At 45.7% G+C, this 14,389-nt stretch carries 25 protein-coding genes; 5 read left to right on the top strand and 20 right to left on the bottom strand.

What is annotated here, in order from left to right; translation table 11 throughout:
* Positions 1-257: 257 nt before the first annotated feature.
* The 4 genes from ACED53_RS12770 (at position 258) to ACED53_RS12755 (ending at position 1,537) form a co-directional block, all read left to right on the top strand.
* On the top strand, positions 258-680 hold the full coding sequence (locus tag ACED53_RS12770) for a phage protein (protein WP_016787066.1): 423 nt from the start codon (positions 258-260) through the stop codon (positions 678-680).
* A 25-nt stretch (positions 681-705) separates the two neighbouring features.
* Entirely contained in the window at positions 706-882 is a 177-nt protein-coding gene (locus tag ACED53_RS12765; RefSeq protein WP_116927997.1) for a hypothetical protein, read from the top strand.
* A 113-nt stretch (positions 883-995) separates the two neighbouring features.
* A complete protein-coding gene (locus tag ACED53_RS12760; protein ID WP_102579961.1) occupies positions 996-1,238 on the top strand; it encodes a type II toxin-antitoxin system ParD family antitoxin in 243 nt (80 codons plus the stop codon).
* Positions 1,235-1,537, top strand: coding sequence for a type II toxin-antitoxin system RelE/ParE family toxin (locus ACED53_RS12755; protein WP_102579962.1), 303 nt, complete (start codon positions 1,235-1,237; stop codon positions 1,535-1,537). Before ACED53_RS12760 ends, ACED53_RS12755 begins: the two co-directional genes overlap by 4 nt.
* 24 nt (positions 1,538-1,561) lie before the next feature.
* On the opposite strand, the gene ACED53_RS12750 is transcribed toward ACED53_RS12755, so the two are convergent.
* From ACED53_RS12750 to ACED53_RS12655, 20 genes are all read right to left on the bottom strand, one after another.
* A complete protein-coding gene (locus ACED53_RS12750; protein ID WP_102579963.1) occupies positions 1,562-2,038 on the bottom strand; it encodes a Panacea domain-containing protein in 477 nt (158 codons plus the stop codon).
* Entirely contained in the window at positions 2,035-2,985 is a 951-nt protein-coding gene (locus ACED53_RS12745; protein ID WP_102579964.1) for a hypothetical protein, read from the bottom strand. Before ACED53_RS12745 ends, ACED53_RS12750 begins: the two co-directional genes overlap by 4 nt.
* Positions 2,986-3,117: 132 nt before the next feature.
* Positions 3,118-4,152, bottom strand: coding sequence for a DUF4062 domain-containing protein (locus ACED53_RS12740; RefSeq protein ID WP_102579965.1), 1,035 nt, complete (start codon positions 4,150-4,152; stop codon positions 3,118-3,120).
* Between the two features lie 146 nt (positions 4,153-4,298).
* Complete coding sequence (locus ACED53_RS12735) at positions 4,299-4,775, bottom strand: hypothetical protein (protein ID WP_102579966.1); 477 nt, start codon at positions 4,773-4,775, stop codon at positions 4,299-4,301.
* A gap of 12 nt (positions 4,776-4,787) precedes the next feature.
* Complete coding sequence (locus tag ACED53_RS12730) at positions 4,788-5,531, bottom strand: hypothetical protein (protein WP_133153732.1); 744 nt, start codon at positions 5,529-5,531, stop codon at positions 4,788-4,790.
* 301 nt (positions 5,532-5,832) lie between these two features.
* Complete coding sequence (locus ACED53_RS12725; RefSeq protein WP_102421148.1) at positions 5,833-6,027, bottom strand: hypothetical protein; 195 nt, start codon at positions 6,025-6,027, stop codon at positions 5,833-5,835.
* Positions 6,027-6,437, bottom strand: a complete 411-nt coding sequence (locus ACED53_RS12720) for a hypothetical protein (RefSeq protein WP_102579968.1) — start codon at positions 6,435-6,437, stop codon at positions 6,027-6,029. Before ACED53_RS12720 ends, ACED53_RS12725 begins: the two co-directional genes overlap by 1 nt.
* Positions 6,434-6,862: a M15 family metallopeptidase gene (locus tag ACED53_RS12715; RefSeq protein WP_048666316.1), complete on the bottom strand. Its 429-nt coding sequence runs from the start codon at positions 6,860-6,862 to the stop codon at positions 6,434-6,436. The genes ACED53_RS12720 and ACED53_RS12715 overlap by 4 nt, the downstream gene beginning before the upstream one ends.
* Positions 6,863-6,909: 47 nt before the next feature.
* Positions 6,910-7,353 (bottom strand): hypothetical protein, encoded by a 444-nt coding sequence (locus ACED53_RS12710; protein WP_102579969.1) that lies wholly within the window; start codon positions 7,351-7,353, stop codon positions 6,910-6,912.
* Positions 7,350-8,249: a hypothetical protein gene (locus tag ACED53_RS12705; protein WP_102579970.1), complete on the bottom strand. Its 900-nt coding sequence runs from the start codon at positions 8,247-8,249 to the stop codon at positions 7,350-7,352. The genes ACED53_RS12710 and ACED53_RS12705 overlap by 4 nt, the downstream gene beginning before the upstream one ends.
* Entirely contained in the window at positions 8,246-9,043 is a 798-nt protein-coding gene (locus ACED53_RS12700) for a hypothetical protein (RefSeq protein ID WP_241797662.1), read from the bottom strand. The genes ACED53_RS12705 and ACED53_RS12700 overlap by 4 nt, the downstream gene beginning before the upstream one ends.
* Before the next feature lie 127 nt (positions 9,044-9,170).
* Positions 9,171-9,377: a hypothetical protein gene (locus ACED53_RS12695; protein ID WP_016787082.1), complete on the bottom strand. Its 207-nt coding sequence runs from the start codon at positions 9,375-9,377 to the stop codon at positions 9,171-9,173.
* A gap of 147 nt (positions 9,378-9,524) precedes the next feature.
* Entirely contained in the window at positions 9,525-9,794 is a 270-nt protein-coding gene (locus tag ACED53_RS12690) for a hypothetical protein (RefSeq protein ID WP_017100412.1), read from the bottom strand.
* Positions 9,795-9,803: 9 nt separating this feature from the next.
* Positions 9,804-10,625, bottom strand: a complete 822-nt coding sequence (locus ACED53_RS12685; RefSeq protein ID WP_017100413.1) for a major capsid protein P2 — start codon at positions 10,623-10,625, stop codon at positions 9,804-9,806.
* 11 nt (positions 10,626-10,636) lie between these two features.
* Positions 10,637-10,768, bottom strand: a complete 132-nt coding sequence (locus tag ACED53_RS12680; protein ID WP_016787086.1) for a hypothetical protein — start codon at positions 10,766-10,768, stop codon at positions 10,637-10,639.
* Positions 10,769-10,873: 105 nt separating this feature from the next.
* Entirely contained in the window at positions 10,874-11,593 is a 720-nt protein-coding gene (locus ACED53_RS12675) for a type IV secretory system conjugative DNA transfer family protein (protein ID WP_242441557.1), read from the bottom strand.
* Entirely contained in the window at positions 11,562-12,050 is a 489-nt protein-coding gene (locus tag ACED53_RS12670) for a hypothetical protein (RefSeq protein ID WP_102579972.1), read from the bottom strand. Before ACED53_RS12670 ends, ACED53_RS12675 begins: the two co-directional genes overlap by 32 nt.
* Positions 12,040-12,507 (bottom strand): hypothetical protein, encoded by a 468-nt coding sequence (locus ACED53_RS12665; RefSeq protein ID WP_102562116.1) that lies wholly within the window; start codon positions 12,505-12,507, stop codon positions 12,040-12,042. The genes ACED53_RS12670 and ACED53_RS12665 overlap by 11 nt, the downstream gene beginning before the upstream one ends.
* On the bottom strand, positions 12,497-12,736 hold the full coding sequence (locus tag ACED53_RS12660) for a hypothetical protein (protein ID WP_102562117.1): 240 nt from the start codon (positions 12,734-12,736) through the stop codon (positions 12,497-12,499). The genes ACED53_RS12665 and ACED53_RS12660 overlap by 11 nt, the downstream gene beginning before the upstream one ends.
* 530 nt (positions 12,737-13,266) lie before the next feature.
* Positions 13,267-13,863 (bottom strand): hypothetical protein, encoded by a 597-nt coding sequence (locus tag ACED53_RS12655; protein ID WP_102579973.1) that lies wholly within the window; start codon positions 13,861-13,863, stop codon positions 13,267-13,269.
* 151 nt (positions 13,864-14,014) lie between these two features.
* Here ACED53_RS12655 and ACED53_RS12650 point away from each other — a divergent pair, with 151 nt between their 5' ends.
* On the top strand, positions 14,015-14,284 hold the full coding sequence (locus tag ACED53_RS12650; protein WP_016787092.1) for a helix-turn-helix transcriptional regulator: 270 nt from the start codon (positions 14,015-14,017) through the stop codon (positions 14,282-14,284).
* Positions 14,285-14,389: the final 105 nt, after the last annotated feature.

The following is a 14,389-nucleotide window of genomic DNA, read 5'->3' as shown; positions in this document are numbered from 1 at the left end:
ATTATAATCTTTTCAAGTTCTTACCCTTGGTCTATTTTTGCTTATCTGGGCGTCTAACTGCCTTGTTTTCCTTAATCTTTACCCTGAAATTATCCTATTAATTACTTTTTTGGACGCTCGGCTTCGCTATAGTGTTCCAAACGCAATATTTAATTTTCAAGAAACTGCTGCGTTTTGATAGCCACTAACTATCAAAATACCAAAGTAAAATAGGAATAAACTATCATTAACCACTAATATTTTATGAGGTCGATCACATGAGAACCCCGCCATTTGCTGAGTTGGTGAACCAACATTTTGATTCTTTGAAAGACGCTGCGGCGTTTTTTCATGTGACGGTGCCAACCATGCGGCGTTGGTTATCGGGTCAATGCTCGATCAACCCGATCGCCGAGAAACTCATGAATGTGCATGCTCGGGGTTATTTGCCACTGGATCACCGTTGGGACGGATTTAAAATCAACGTCGACCGTGCCACCTTGATCACACCAGAAAGACGCGAATTTAATCCCAAAGAATTGCTCAGTTTTGCCTACTGGCGTGATGAGCATCGTCAACTGGTTGAGCGCCACGGCAAGATTGATTCACCGAAATATTACCCACCTAAGGAGCATCCATTGCCGTTTCGTGGCGGTCGTCGAATGCCCGCCAAACCTTGGGTACCCAGCAAATTCAAATAAAGAAGCAAGATAAAAAGGATTAGCGATGAAAGTGAGTGTCTATATCGATCAAGTGCTGTTCAACCAAGCGCGCAAAGCCGCCAAAAGTTCTGGACTGACGCCATCCCAAACCATCGCCCATTGGGCGACCATGGGTCAATTCATGGAAACCAAATCCCTTGGCTCACTGAGGCTCGTACAGAGTGGTCAGAAAAAGAAGTGACTCGCCTGCCCGCTTTTATCGATTTAGTGTTAGCACGGAGACAAATGTCACGCTTGCGCGAACGTTTATCTGATACCATAATTAGGTATTATTTGGTATTTGGAGAGATAATCATGGCGAGAAATACAAGCATCACTTTGGGTGAACACTTTGATGGGTTTATTACGAATCAGATCCAAAGCGGTCGTTATGGCTCGGCCAGCGAGGTGATCCGCTCGGCGTTGCGTCTACTCGAAACCCAAGAGACGAAAATGAATACGTTACGACAGCTGCTCGTGGAAGGTGAAAACAGTGGGATCGCGGATTACGACCTCGATGCTTTCATTCATGAACTTGATAGCGAAGAGAGAAAATGACGCCTTTTCAGCTCACGAATAAGGCAAAGGCCGATCTTAGAGACATTGCCTTGTTTACTGAGCGTCGCTGGGGTCGCAAGCAACGAAATGTCTATATCAGACAGTTCGATGCCACATTTGGGCGCTTGGCGGAAAATCCGGAGCTAGGAAAAACTTGCGATGAAATCAGACCGAGTTACCGAAAATTCCCGCTGGTCAGTCACGTCATTTTTTACCAGAAAACGAATAACCAACCTACCCTAATCATCCGAATTTTACATAAAAGTATGGATGTTAGCTCAATCTTTGACATGTCATAAACTACTGAAATACAAATGAAAACCTTATTGATGCTGAGGTTGATTATGTTTATATTCTCTTGCCAGAGTAACTAAATCAAAATCCGAATATCTTTCTTTAGACTCTACCGGATAGGTTGAGTATACATAATCAATAAAGTCATTAAAGTACAGCTGTTTTGTATTATTAATCACAGCGTCAAGTATTTGCCTAGTTCTTTCTGAAAGTACGTTTATGTTTAAGTTACCAACATATTTGATTAAGTACTTTGTAGAACCATACATTGTTTGTTCGTTTAATATAGCGAAATCTGGGTTACCGGATATGCTGGTTGTTACATCATCAACATATGGACCATAATGGTTAAAATGCCACCTAATATCAGTAATTTGTTGATCGTCAACTAACGCACTGTACCAGTCTGCCAAGTATACTAATTTAGTTAGCCGAGCCTTACTTAACTCATGCTTATGAGGATATGTATGGCATAAATATGCAACAATATTAGAAAGTTCATTCATATTTTACCTCCTAGTTCCTCAAGGATATTCTTATGTGTCTGAGCATTTTCAATGGTTCTTTCTGGTCTTGCTCGCTTTTCATAAACCTTACAATCTCGTACAAAACCAGCTAAGTAACTCTGAAAATCTTTACAATAGCGTTCCATAGCATCGATTGTGTCTCTATCAAAAGCATTCTTAATCTTACTTTCAAAGAGTATCACACCTATGCTATCGTCGGCATCAACAATCGACAAACCAAGCATCGTTCTACTTTTCATTCGAATGCTATATAAAATATCCTCGGAGTATTGATACTTTTTTTGCATGTACTCTAAGTATGCATCTTCATCTTCTGGGATTTCTTTATCTTCGTATTTCCCGTATTGCCAAGCTTTACTTACAATCCCTAAATCCAAAGGGTAATCTTTACGACTAAACTGTTTTAGTAACGGATTTGAAGAATTTCTCGCAAGTAGTTTAAATACCGAACCATCCTTGTAATAAATGGATACTCGAGACTCATAATCTAGTTCTATATGCTTACAGATACCTTTGAGCCATGTTTCTACTTGCTTCTCATGGAGCTTATAGTTTTCAACTTTTAATTGGAGACCATCTTCTTGAGACTTGCTTATTCTTTGCTTTAACAACGGAACTTCTGATAACTCCTGTTCAAACTTCAAATTCCTACTTTTCAAACGTTCATTTTCTGTATTTAATTCACCTTGCAGTAAATGATTAGAACTTGCACCTAACGCCATAAATAAACCACCTAAAATAATACCGAAGTGTGGATTTGTTAGGATAAATGCGATAAGTGTATCAGCAGATATGATCTTTTCGGACTCTGTTGTAAAGTTGTAATTACCGACGTAGGCACAACCTAATGACAATAAAAAACCACCAGTTGCTGTATAGAAATTTGCATTACGTTGCTTTATAAAATTCAAAAAATTTTCTTTCATTAAAAACCAAACCAATAACTGTATAATAAACGTGCAGGCAAGGCACATTTGCTGCTTTATGAACTGAGTGAAATCTAAAAGTGCCAATGAGTGTCAATCTTCAAACTCATTAGCATTATTCAACGAGCAAAATTATTTTTTTATAGCACGCAGTCCAACCATTACTTGATCTCCGTGATCCGTCAAACACCAGTATGTTTGTCTGTCTTTAACACTGCGATTTCTTCTGCCTTTTTGAATTAAACCGAGAGCTCTAAACTGAACAATGATTGTTTCAAAATCTTGTCTAGATATAGAGCATGAGTAACGATCATAACCTTGAAAAATTTCAAATTGACTAATTTTTTGCACATCATGTGAAACAAAAAATGCATTAACTCGAGAATAGATATCATTTTCGTTGGTTTCATCGATCAGTATGGGAGCTAATTCTGAAAAGAGCTGATTCCACGTAACTTCAGTTGTGTATGTTTGGTCTGTATTAATCCAAGGCCTATCAGCTTCAGAAGCAGTCGCTGTCACTGTTACTTTGAGAAGATCTTCACCTTGGGCCAATTCACTAGGCTCTATACCACCACTATTTGATTCGGATTGCTTTAACTTTTCCTTTAATTCGTCAATTTGATTTTTTAATCGCAAGATTTCTTGAGTCGCCCCTTCACTTGGAACATTACTAGCTTTGACCCACCCTAGTGCAGGCGAGCGTTTCTTTAATTGCACAATACTCCGACCTAACACTCCGCCTAACTCTGTAGGTGATTCCCAGTACCTGCAGAGTTTCTTTTGAGCAAGTTCTTTAAAGTCTGCTAGCTTTTTAACCAAAGCTGGTTCAGTGTCAATTTTACTTGCTGGAATATTACCTGGGTTCGAGTGAATAAATGAAATAATTGGCTTATTGGTTTCTAGAGCATATTGATATTCCATCTCGGTGTAACCAATGCCATTTTCAGCGCAAGAGCCGTAACGACCAGCGAGGATGAGAACATAATAATCACAGTCGTCTATAACAGATTTAATGAACTCCCACTGGTCTTCGTCAGCAGCAGGAAAAAGTTCCATACCAATTGGAATACAGTCTAATTCTAATAATGCTTGAATAACTTCTTTACGTTCATCGATTAAGTCGACATATGTAGAACTTACGAATACTTGATACTTCTTTTCCATAACCACCTAACTTTTTAGTCTCTGTGTGCTAACGCTGCCTTCAGATATGACTAGCGCTATCATCAAAGCCTTGACTGCTTCACTGTCAACTTGGACTCAACGTATAGAAAACCAAGTAGATAATTTTTCTTACGCGCCTTATATGATTAACCAGCGTACTCTATTTGCCAAATGTCCGTTTTAGCACCTGTAAGCTCGCATGTACCTGATGTGGTTTTATTACCAAATAGGCGCGATGCTACACCGAGGGATGCTTTTATATCTTGTTCTACAAGAGCCTCAAGATAAAAAGGTTTAGATTTCTTTGGTAGATCTTTTTTAAACAATTCTATAGTTTGTGCTACAAATTTAGATGTTAGCCCCTTGCCTCGTAGATGCTCTTTCGTACCATAAAATAGACAAAAGCACGGCTTACCATTTAATGGTTCATTCATGTCAAAGCTTACTAAATGAGCTACCTTTTTATTATCCAACTTTGCATACGTATATCTTAAACCGCCAAATGGATAGTCTTTTATCATGTAGATTTCATCTGTAAATGGAACTCTTTTCATTACGAAACCTTCCGCCAACTGTTCTTCTAATATTCGAATACCAGTCATTGGATCTTGATGCTCATGCATACCTACAACTCCTTATTGTGAATTAATTTCGTCAGTCACTTTAGACTGTAGTTCCCTTGCAAAATCCTCGACAATCTTAATAAATTCTGTGGCTATATTTACATTCAGAACTATCTCATGGCCATTGATTGACTTCCCATTTCGATGAATAAGATCATGCCTCAAGTCTATAGCTTTAGATATATCTGAAATATCCATATCCAATTTACAAGCAAACATTGCATTGAATATGTTCACGACCTGTTTTACATTGTGGAAACTAGTTTTATTGAAGCTCTTAAGAACTAGGCCGACAACACCATGTTCTTCTTTATGAAAATCTCTCAAGGAGTACTTAGCTTTAGCTAAGTCATCATTCTCAATAAAATTGTTCAGATACTCAGGCACCTTAATTATCAGGCACTTTATGTAGTCCCCTAAGTATGATTCAAGTACCGTTATTGAGTGGCTACATACCATTTTTAACATCGCTTGATTCGAGCTTTCGACTCCATTTAAGATCTGCTTAGTATTTTCTATTTCACTCAAAAACATCTCAAAATACTTTAAGTAAGAAGTTTCCCAATGCCATTGATATTCCGCCTCTAGCTCAGCCCGCCCTGCCATCTCCTCTTGTATACCAGCATACAAAGAGATAGCCGCCTCCCAACCTTCCGTATTTTCATCTGCTTCAGGGTCACTAAGGTAATTCTGAATCCAATCAATCATCAATTGTTCTTGAAGCTCAAACCAATGTTCTTTGGTGCTACCCATCATTCCTCACAAAACGCATAACAATTAGTAAGTAGGAAACCCGGAACTCAAATATATGGAGATTCCTACCTAGTCTATTTATGGAAAGGGATTATAACCATTAAGCCTATCTATAACAGTGATTTAAATCATTAGCTGTAAAACTAGATGCTGATAGCACAATCTCTTATAGAGGGAATACAAAAAGAGCCACTTTTATCAGAAAATGGCTCTTTTAATAGGTTGGTTTTATCGGCGTTTTTTATATCGTTTTCGTGTGGTGTTCGCCCGCACTACGCGCCCGTTCTTGAGCGTGTAACCTTTCTTAAGTTGGCCGTTTGGTCGGCGGCCTTTGCACTTGTGTCCTTTCATTCGGTATCTCCAGTTTTCGTATCCGTTGCTCTTGGTCTTGCTGCACTCGCTTTATCCAATTGATGTCCGTTTTCAGAGCCGCAATCGTGCCAAGGCTTGAGACTCCGCCTGTCATGAACGCAATAATCAGTGTGTCCAGAAACCCCATCATTTTTCCTTCCATCTCGAGACGTAAAACTCGAGGAGATAGCGAACCATCGCGCGCATCCCGAGCGTATCCACGACGACTGCACCCACTACAAACCAATACGGATTCGGGATGCCCTGCAGCGCGTTGAAGCCTTGCTCAACATAGGGCGCATAATTGGGGATGAAAGACAGGATAAGCGGCACAAACACCACCAAGAGAATGAACTCGTCTTTCAACCCCCGCTCTCGAATGCTGACTTCATCGAGGCTGCTGGCCTGCTCTTCGCCTTTCTGCAGTCGACGCACCCTCGCCTGATGCTTCTCGCTCTCGAGTTCGTCTTTTCGCTTAAGCGCTTCGGCTCGGTTTTGATTGTGTTGCTTATAGGCAGACACACCACCGGTCACGAGATTAACAAGCGCGCCAATCATGTGTACACCCGACGACTTAATTCAATGTGCGGACCGTCTTTAAGGCTCTTCCAGTCACCACCCCAAACAATGGCGACATTCAGCTCTCGCGCCGCTTGTTTAAAGGCTTTACTGATGGCGTCGTAGTACTTAAAGTCCCACGTCACCTTGTTGTTCTCATCGTAAGCCACGAAATCGATCGCATGGCCAGATTGGTGCCGGCTGAGACGTTTAGCCCCATCGAGCTGGCTCAAGCCCTCCTGATAGAGTTGGTATTGGCGTTTTGCGGTGCGTAGGCCTTCCGTGATGCCAAAATCATACGGGGACAGTTCGAGCGCTCGACGCACGACTTTCTTTAAGTCGCCATGCACGCCGAGCATGCGGGTTTCGCTACGAGCGGACAGCACAAAGTTGCTGACCGTCTCATCGATGGTTTTCTTATTCATAAGGTACACTCCGGCCAGTAAGCCACTGGCGAGTAACACTAGCCATCTCATTCGCCCTCCGATTTCACAAGGAGTCTCGAATGCAGCGTAACGCTGGCATCAATGTTGGAGACGGTGATCTCAAGCTTGGTCGCGGCTTTCGGTTTGATAAGAAATATTGGATAGCTATAAAAGAAATTCAAAGCAAAATACAGATGCAGTACACGAGAGGACACCCTCGTATTATTGGCTGCGGTAAATTGAATATGAACGATACCTGCTCTTGCCGGAAGTAAGGGCGGCCCACTGCGGCGCTGATTGTGCGGTGTTGCTTGCGCTTGCAAAAAGCGCTCAATACTCAAGTCTAACAATTCGACCTGGTTGGAAAGTGGGAACGTCGCCTTTCGATTTGAGCCGACAATGAATTTTATCTGATTGTCGTGTTTCGCTTCCACGTTCAACACGCCATCATTAGCGCTGACAATCTCAGGATTGGTTAATGACAGCATCATAGCGCTTCTCCTAATCGAACGACGTCATTCGAAGCCCCTTTCAGCGTCACCGCTTGATTGGTGTTGAGCATCAAATGCCCACCCGGGCGTAACTCCAAAAACCCTTGCACCATGACCGACGCTTTGTTGGTCGAAGCGGCTTGTAAAATGAGCGCCTTTCTCGCGGTTTTGCTGCGAATGGTCTGTGTTCGCCCCGTCAATGACAGAGTTCCATTGCCGATTTGGGCGAACGTCACCCGCTCCGGATCCGACATCACTTTCAATTCGGTGTTGGTGATGGTCGCTTGCACGTCCAGTGACGCATTCCCAACCTCGACATTCACCGGTTGTTGAATACGTTCAACGGTCAACGGCTGTGTGATTTGGTCGACCGTCACCGGCTCGGCCACTCGATTGACATTAACCGGTGTTTGAACCTCACTAATCTTGGTAGGTGTTTGTATTTCTGAGACTTTAACTGGAGTGACAATGTCACTAACCTTAACCGCTTCTTGTACTTTTTGAACCGATACTGGCGTTTCAATCTGTGCCACACTCACTGGCGCTTGCACTTCACTCACCTGCACGGGATCCTGCACTTTTCTCACGTCCACCGGTTTTTCAATTTCACTGACCAACAGCGCGTTATTGACGCTGATTTTCTGCGCCTTGGTCATTATGAGTAAATCTGATACTTGGTATTCAAACGTCACCGCCACTGACTGATGATTGTTCAGCTCGAGCTTGTCAAAGGCGGACACATCAACGGTGTCACCACCAAAGATCTCAACTGGACGCATGGTATCGCCCTGCAGCAGTAACGAGTGCGTGGTATCACGCAAGATAAGGTACTTTCCGGATTGACCGGCGTTAAACGTCAGCGTTTGGCTGGGCTCGAGTGTGTGGGTCTGTTTCATGATGCGCGCCTTGTCATGACCACCCCAATGGTGACCATCGTGCCGATGATCCCAAGGATGAGGGATAATTTTTTCAACGTGGAATTGTCGGATTCATTGCTGCCCGTTTGCTCTCGCGCTTTCGCGTTGTTGGCTAAGGCAATCGCCGCTTTGGTGGTTTCGGTTTGTTGACCGGCCATCGATTTGATCGAATCAATGGCGTATTGACTGACTTCGGATTGCTCTTCTAGGGCTGACGTCCCAAAGCCAAAGGCTTCATCGACGGTGTTATCGACCACACGCAACGAGTTATCGACCATGTTCAAGGAATCTCCGACCACCGATTCATTGACTCTTAACGCTTGGGTACCAAAATCAAACGCTTCTTCGGCGGTACGTCCCGCAATGGCCATCGCGCCATGATCGGTCATGGTCAAATTGATGTCCGAGTCACTGACGCCCGACAGCATCACACCGGTATTGTCGCCACCGACCGCCGCACTGCTGCTGGTGTTTGTGGTCGTCGTGGTGTTGCTTTGACGACTTTTCGAAGAACTTCTTCCACCCATATCCGCTAACCTTATTTGTAAAACCCGTTCATCGCCGTGGCGTTCAATTTCCTGAACCGGTAACTTCAATCGTCTTGCAATGAATCGCTTGGCACCCTCACGATAAAAATGCGCTCGCACCGAATCAAAGCCATGCTGTTTCGCATGCTCGACGGCGGCCAATGTGCCGGTGGCCATGTCGCCCGCTAACCCCACCACAACCAGCTCTTTGGTGTGGTTTTTCAGCCTTTCACCACGCAACAACATGACAGTGTCACTTATTTGATACGTTGCCTCTAAGCCTTTTGTGACTTGGGTTTGTGCGTGTTGGTAATAGTCTCTCAGTGCTGGTTTTAGCCGTTGATGGACGTGCGCCCACTTTGCTGGCTGTAAGCTATCGTTTAGATAACGCATACAAGGCAAACAGCGCCATCAACACAATGAACCACCACGGCATACCGCGTTGCTCACCGAGGCTGATGTGCCCGCCTTCAAACCCACTGTTATTCGTGGTGTTACCCGAGGTGCCGGACGTAGCGGGTCCTGCTGCGCCCCCTTGAAGGCCACCGCCACCGGTTAATGATGTCAATGATCCAAGCATCAGCGCCCTCCTTTGAGCCACATCAGTGACCCGACCAACAGCACCACAAGCAACACTTTATTGAGTCCTTTGCCGGCACTCAGCCCAAACAGGCTGCCGACCCCAAATCCACCCAATCCCCAAAACAGTAACGGCATCACCGTCTCCTTATCGTCGAAACGCCAGCGCGCCCAATATCAAGACCAGCAGCACACCAACCCCACCTCCGACGTACAACATCGTGTTGTCTTTCTGAGGTTGAGCTTGCGGCGTGGTCACCGTATTCCCCTTGTTATCCACTTGAGGATGATTGGGTTGCTGCGTCTTATCAGGGTTCGTGGATTGGTCATGAGTGGGAAACAGCCAGTCGGCGTTTTCCCCGACCGAATCCAATGCGCCCGCGCCAAACTCCAACAGATCATCAAAAAAAGCGTTCATTGGCGCTCCTTAGGCCGCGCCGCTCTGCAACATTTCCGGTCGCGTGACTTTCACTGACTCCACCAAGATCGGGATTGAGCCTGGGACATCGGTGGTGGTCACTGAGAATTTCAAGTTGGAGCTGTGCTGCGTCGGAAACAGTTCGTCAATGGAGAACCCACGAACAATCGGGTCAAAATGAAAATAACCGTCTTGTGGCGTGCGCTCATTGCGTTTCGCATTGGCTTCTGAAATGAAGGTGTTGGCTTCGTACTCTTTGACAAAGTCGCGCTCAATTTCCAATTTGCTGATCTTATCGTGCATGAAATGCATGCGACGAATGCTGATGAGCGGACTCGTCACCAAGTTGGTGAACTCGTTCTCGCCCTGTGCATTGGCTGGCATGGTTTCGCGTTTGATCATCGGCACCAAGACACGCATCGCTTGAGAGTTGCTCACCCACGCATGCACTTGGATAGACAGTGGCGTCGCGTTGGCCGCCTTGCCTTTGAATTGAATATCGAGGTGAATATTGTCACCCAGTTCGGTGACCAAACCGGTGTAACGCACCCCATTTTTGGTGCGCGCTACGATGTCACTGAATGGGATCACAAAATGCCCCGCCGTGGCGTCTCGCTGCTTATAGCGCTCAAGCATCACGAGCTCTTCACCGGTTAAGACGTAAATCTCTTCGGCGTTAAGCGTTATCGCAATGCGCTGCATGTCCGCGGCGCTGGCGTTGGTTTCCAGTACCAACTCGTGGTACGTCGGGCCATTAGGGATAGGCAATGTGCCTTTTTGTCCCCACGACGCGCCAACCATTGAGTTCAATTTGATTGGTTTGACTGACATCGTATTCCCCTCTAAAACCAGCCCGAGCGACCCAACAACTTATCGAGGCCACCGACTTTATTATTCACGGCAAAGACGATCGCACCCGTCGTTACCGCGGCAATTCCGGCGACAATCGCCACATTTTTCACGTTCAATCTCATGGGAGTTCCTTTAGAGTGATTGATGCTGATAACGTGGTGTATTCAGACGAAAATGACCAGTGTCTTTAACCTGTTAGGTTAAGAGTTAAACCTATTAGGTTACCGTCATCGCTTGGGGTAGATTTTTCCTTGCTCCCACTTGCCTAAACCCGGTGATTTGAGGATGTAATCCGCGAATTTTTTACGCCCTAAATGCTCCCTATCGACGCAGCTTTGCAGCCCCAAAATGGCCTCCATGGGAATATCAAAATACTCCGCAATGTACTTGGCATTGCGCCGTGAGCTGACCGCGCCAACGTACACATATTTGGATTCATCGAGCACCGTCTTAGGCACTTCTTGTCCACGCTGAAACGTTGCGTGCATCACCAAGCCAAAGCCACGACCGCCCGTCCAGAGTTCGCCGGCTAACCCATCGAGCTTTGAGGGCGTGTTGGTGAACTTGGCCAACTCTTCAATCACGCAATGCAGCTTTTTCGGATGCTGGCCATCGCCCAATGACCACACCATGTTGGCAAACAGCTCCAGGTTCTCTCGGGTTCGCGCTTGCTCGACCAGAGCCAACCGAAACGCGGCCTTTTTCTTTCGGGCAAACCACGCCTTGTGGTAGAACTCATCAAAGCTGTGACACGCTTGCACGCGGGCACCTTTGAGCGGCGCCTCGATGTGCTCACTGTACGGATCGAACATCACTACTTGAGACGAACGCTCAATGAAATTGAGCTGACGAATGGCGGTGGTTTTGCAGCTGCCCGTGGTACCCATGTAACAAACGTGCTCCGCATTGTGGGCGTTATTCTTGTTCACTGGATTGGGAAGCTTCACTGTCCACCTCCTGCGGTGTCTCAGGCTCTTTCGTCTCTTGAGCTTGTTTGAGTTGGCGCACTTGTTTGGCGCAACCGCCAATCAAGGTCATCGACGCCATGGCAAACACAAACTCGCCTTGGTATTGGCCGAACCATTTCAAACCGGCGGGTCCGTACTTCTGCAGCATGGGTGATGCAGCGTCTAACCACTGGTTACCGGCTCGGGTGTCGATTTCAAACGGCACATCAAACACGGTGCCGACGGTCATCTCCACAACACCTAAGCCGTAAGAGAGCATCATGCGCGCATCTTCTTCCCCGAAACCCAATGGCTCCGGCGAAGCGTCTTGCGTCTCTGACGGCTCGGCCTCGTCGTGCTCTCGGGCTTCACGTAAGGTTTCTACCGCTTCAACGGCTTGTTGATCACGTTCATCCAGTTCGTTCTCCACGGGCGTGAATGGGGCTTCATTGCTCATGCGTGACTCCTTTTTTCTTCGTTAAACCAAACCACAACAACGCGCAGGTGCTTAACAGCAACAAGAATGACCAGCCTAATCGGGTAGTAACCGGCGCGGGTTGGTTATCTTTGGGTTTGTCGGGATTGCTTGAGCCCTTATCGGGCTTGGTTTCGTTCGATTTTGGGGGCTTAGTTGGGTGAGGCTTCTCATTGATACTGTTTTTATAACCAGCGGTCGCTTTATCTGGACTCGATACCATGTGGTTGTGTAACCAATCTTGAAACGGTTTACCCGCGCTTTGGTTGGTTTTGCAACTGGGGCAAATGGTATAGAGCTGACCGAGGCGGCGCTTATTTTTAGGCGGCTCACCGCCTTCGATGAGCTTATGCTCGCCAACGGCGTGCACGGTGCAGATCTCATCACACCCATGCGTTGGGCACGCGATGTAACCTTTGACGGGGTTCTTACTGGCCATGCGTCGCCTCCAGTTCGCTCAAGCGAAGGTGGAAGTTGTTCATGAGGGATTTCAGCAAATGGATGGTCGTCGCCACCTGTTGGCTGGCTTCTTCGGCCGCTTGGATAGCGACAAGGGGTTTCTTGAAGGTGGGAACGGTGTTCCAGTCTGGCGCCGCTTGGGTCAGCGTTTGTTCAACGAGCTCAAGCTCGCTGACCAATTGTTGGTAGCTTTGTTGATGCATTGTCATGGTGTTGTCCTCTGTCTCACGACGTTGGTGTGTCCCTGTCTCTCGACGTTAACCAATAGATTATAACAATTAAAATGTGAAACTTAATAGGTTTAAGTAATTAAACTGTGCACTTCGATTTCGCATTTGCTTTCCTAATAGACCGTCGCGCAGCGACTCACTGGCCGTTGCAGCACACGCGCATACCGTGCTTATCGCCATGCTATCGAACGTCTCGCGTCATAAGGCTCCAGCTCGCTGGCGAGCTCGATGAGCCGCTTCCTTTATCAAGTTATCCCCGTTTTTCACGGGGTAACAGTAACTCTCCCTTACATCTATCTTTAGATAGATCATTAGTCTTTAGACTATGCGTTGTGATCTCAAGGACTGAATTCATGGAGTAGTTAACGCAGTAAAACACCGGTTAATGAAACGGTTATCCACAACGAGGAATTCACGGTCCTAAATCGATGAGATTGGATAGGAATAGAGACAAAAAACCCCGAAAAATCGGGGTTCAGGCGGATCTAGGCACAGTTTGAGCTTTGATCTTAAGGCACAGTGCTGTTGTGGCGCTGAGTACTGCGACGCGCAAACTTACGTAACAAAGTGATGGGGGTTAAAAGATAACGGATGTGTACGCCGGTTGAGGCGGCCATTTTCTTGAGGTTCTTAGTTGCGGCTTGTTTGGCGTTCTCGTAAGCCAGGTTCAAACCGAGATCGCGGAAATACTTGTCGGTGATGCGCTTAATGGATGCCAATCCATACCAGTCGCCATTGATGTTCTCTCGAGGTTGCTTTGAGGTGATCCAGCCTCGATCTTTTGCGTAACTCACGCACTGTTTCACCCGCCACTCTGGTAAGCCGGTACCTTTGGCTGCATTCGCCCAAGTACGAAGCAAGAACCCGTTCGCGGTCGCTACTCCTACCTTACAAGTACGAAACTCCAACTCACTCACCAAGTAGTCCATCACTCGGCCAATATCGGTTAAGTATTGGCGTTGCGTCGACTTGCCCGAACGAGACAGCAGATAGTCATATTGGGACGGGTTCTCCAACAGCTTTCTCCAACGATCACGATTAAGTGCGGCCAATGGACGCGCACTTCGTTTGAAACTTTTGATAGGTGATCGATGACTGACATTCATTAAAGTGGTAGCAAACTATCGTTGCCTTCCTAGAGTATTAAACCTTTGACATAAATCACTCTACTGGAATTTATTTGCTACTGGCAAGCATGCCCCGTATGGCTTTGAAGCTAAATCCACCCCTACAATGAACGAAATATGAGGGATCATAATGGAACGCTTTACATACGAAAATGCGCTTTTGAATCGTACTAAAGCTAAGTTCGGTCTCACCTCAGAGTACCAACTAGCAAAAAAGCTGAATGTCGACCAATCAACCGTAAGAAACTGGCGGAATGGTCGGAATTCTATAGACTGGAAGATAGCTTTCCATATCGCAGGCTTGCTCCATGAAAGTGATCAAAATTTGGTCTGGGGTCTCATCGCCCACAAGATAAAAAATGAGAGAGTTATTAAGGTCTTAGAGGATTCAAGACCTTGAAAATTAACGTATTATGTATTTACCCGCATATATATAATACGTAGTGTGATTGTAGGCGCAAAGTTGTAATGTCACTTTTTAGCAAAGTTAAAATGTCTCTTTTTT

It is taken from the genome of Vibrio sp. 1F169 (assembly GCF_041439605.1).
GTDB lineage: Bacteria > Pseudomonadota > Gammaproteobacteria > Enterobacterales > Vibrionaceae > Vibrio > Vibrio tasmaniensis_A.
The sequence above is the reverse complement of the archived record's forward strand: the minus strand, read 5'-3'. Positions and strand labels throughout refer to the sequence as shown.

Excerpts from the sequence above, each read along its gene's own strand:
- ACED53_RS12685 (WP_017100413.1), bottom strand. The coding sequence starts at position 10,625 with ATGTCAGTCAAACCAATCAAATTGAACTCAATGGTTGGCGCGTCGTGG.
- ACED53_RS12770 (WP_016787066.1), top strand. The coding sequence starts at position 258 with ATGAGAACCCCGCCATTTGCTGAGTTGGTGAACCAACATTTTGATTCT.
- ACED53_RS12760 (WP_102579961.1), top strand. The coding sequence starts at position 996 with ATGGCGAGAAATACAAGCATCACTTTGGGTGAACACTTTGATGGGTTT.
- ACED53_RS12710 (WP_102579969.1), bottom strand. The coding sequence starts at position 7,353 with ATGATGCTGTCATTAACCAATCCTGAGATTGTCAGCGCTAATGATGGC.
- ACED53_RS12665 (WP_102562116.1), bottom strand. The coding sequence starts at position 12,507 with ATGGCCAGTAAGAACCCCGTCAAAGGTTACATCGCGTGCCCAACGCAT.
- ACED53_RS12680 (WP_016787086.1), bottom strand. The coding sequence starts at position 10,768 with ATGAGATTGAACGTGAAAAATGTGGCGATTGTCGCCGGAATTGCCGCG.
- ACED53_RS12690 (WP_017100412.1), bottom strand. The coding sequence starts at position 9,794 with ATGAACGCTTTTTTTGATGATCTGTTGGAGTTTGGCGCGGGCGCATTG.
- ACED53_RS12715 (WP_048666316.1), bottom strand. The coding sequence starts at position 6,862 with ATGAATAAGAAAACCATCGATGAGACGGTCAGCAACTTTGTGCTGTCC.
- ACED53_RS12655 (WP_102579973.1), bottom strand. The coding sequence starts at position 13,863 with ATGAATGTCAGTCATCGATCACCTATCAAAAGTTTCAAACGAAGTGCG.
- ACED53_RS12735 (WP_102579966.1), bottom strand. The coding sequence starts at position 4,775 with ATGCATGAGCATCAAGATCCAATGACTGGTATTCGAATATTAGAAGAA.
- ACED53_RS12740 (WP_102579965.1), bottom strand. The coding sequence starts at position 4,152 with ATGGAAAAGAAGTATCAAGTATTCGTAAGTTCTACATATGTCGACTTA.
- ACED53_RS12730 (WP_133153732.1), bottom strand. The coding sequence starts at position 5,531 with ATGATGGGTAGCACCAAAGAACATTGGTTTGAGCTTCAAGAACAATTG.
- ACED53_RS12705 (WP_102579970.1), bottom strand. The coding sequence starts at position 8,249 with ATGAAACAGACCCACACACTCGAGCCCAGCCAAACGCTGACGTTTAAC.
- ACED53_RS12695 (WP_016787082.1), bottom strand. The coding sequence starts at position 9,377 with ATGCTTGGATCATTGACATCATTAACCGGTGGCGGTGGCCTTCAAGGG.
- ACED53_RS12650 (WP_016787092.1), top strand. The coding sequence starts at position 14,015 with ATGGAACGCTTTACATACGAAAATGCGCTTTTGAATCGTACTAAAGCT.
- ACED53_RS12750 (WP_102579963.1), bottom strand. The coding sequence starts at position 2,038 with ATGAATGAACTTTCTAATATTGTTGCATATTTATGCCATACATATCCT.
- ACED53_RS12725 (WP_102421148.1), bottom strand. The coding sequence starts at position 6,027 with ATGGGGTTTCTGGACACACTGATTATTGCGTTCATGACAGGCGGAGTC.
- ACED53_RS12755 (WP_102579962.1), top strand. The coding sequence starts at position 1,235 with ATGACGCCTTTTCAGCTCACGAATAAGGCAAAGGCCGATCTTAGAGAC.
- ACED53_RS12745 (WP_102579964.1), bottom strand. The coding sequence starts at position 2,985 with ATGAAAGAAAATTTTTTGAATTTTATAAAGCAACGTAATGCAAATTTC.
- ACED53_RS12765 (WP_116927997.1), top strand. The coding sequence starts at position 706 with ATGAAAGTGAGTGTCTATATCGATCAAGTGCTGTTCAACCAAGCGCGC.
- ACED53_RS12670 (WP_102579972.1), bottom strand. The coding sequence starts at position 12,050 with ATGAGCAATGAAGCCCCATTCACGCCCGTGGAGAACGAACTGGATGAA.
- ACED53_RS12700 (WP_241797662.1), bottom strand. The coding sequence starts at position 9,043 with ATGTTGTTGCGTGGTGAAAGGCTGAAAAACCACACCAAAGAGCTGGTT.
- ACED53_RS12720 (WP_102579968.1), bottom strand. The coding sequence starts at position 6,437 with ATGATTGGCGCGCTTGTTAATCTCGTGACCGGTGGTGTGTCTGCCTAT.
- ACED53_RS12660 (WP_102562117.1), bottom strand. The coding sequence starts at position 12,736 with ATGACAATGCATCAACAAAGCTACCAACAATTGGTCAGCGAGCTTGAG.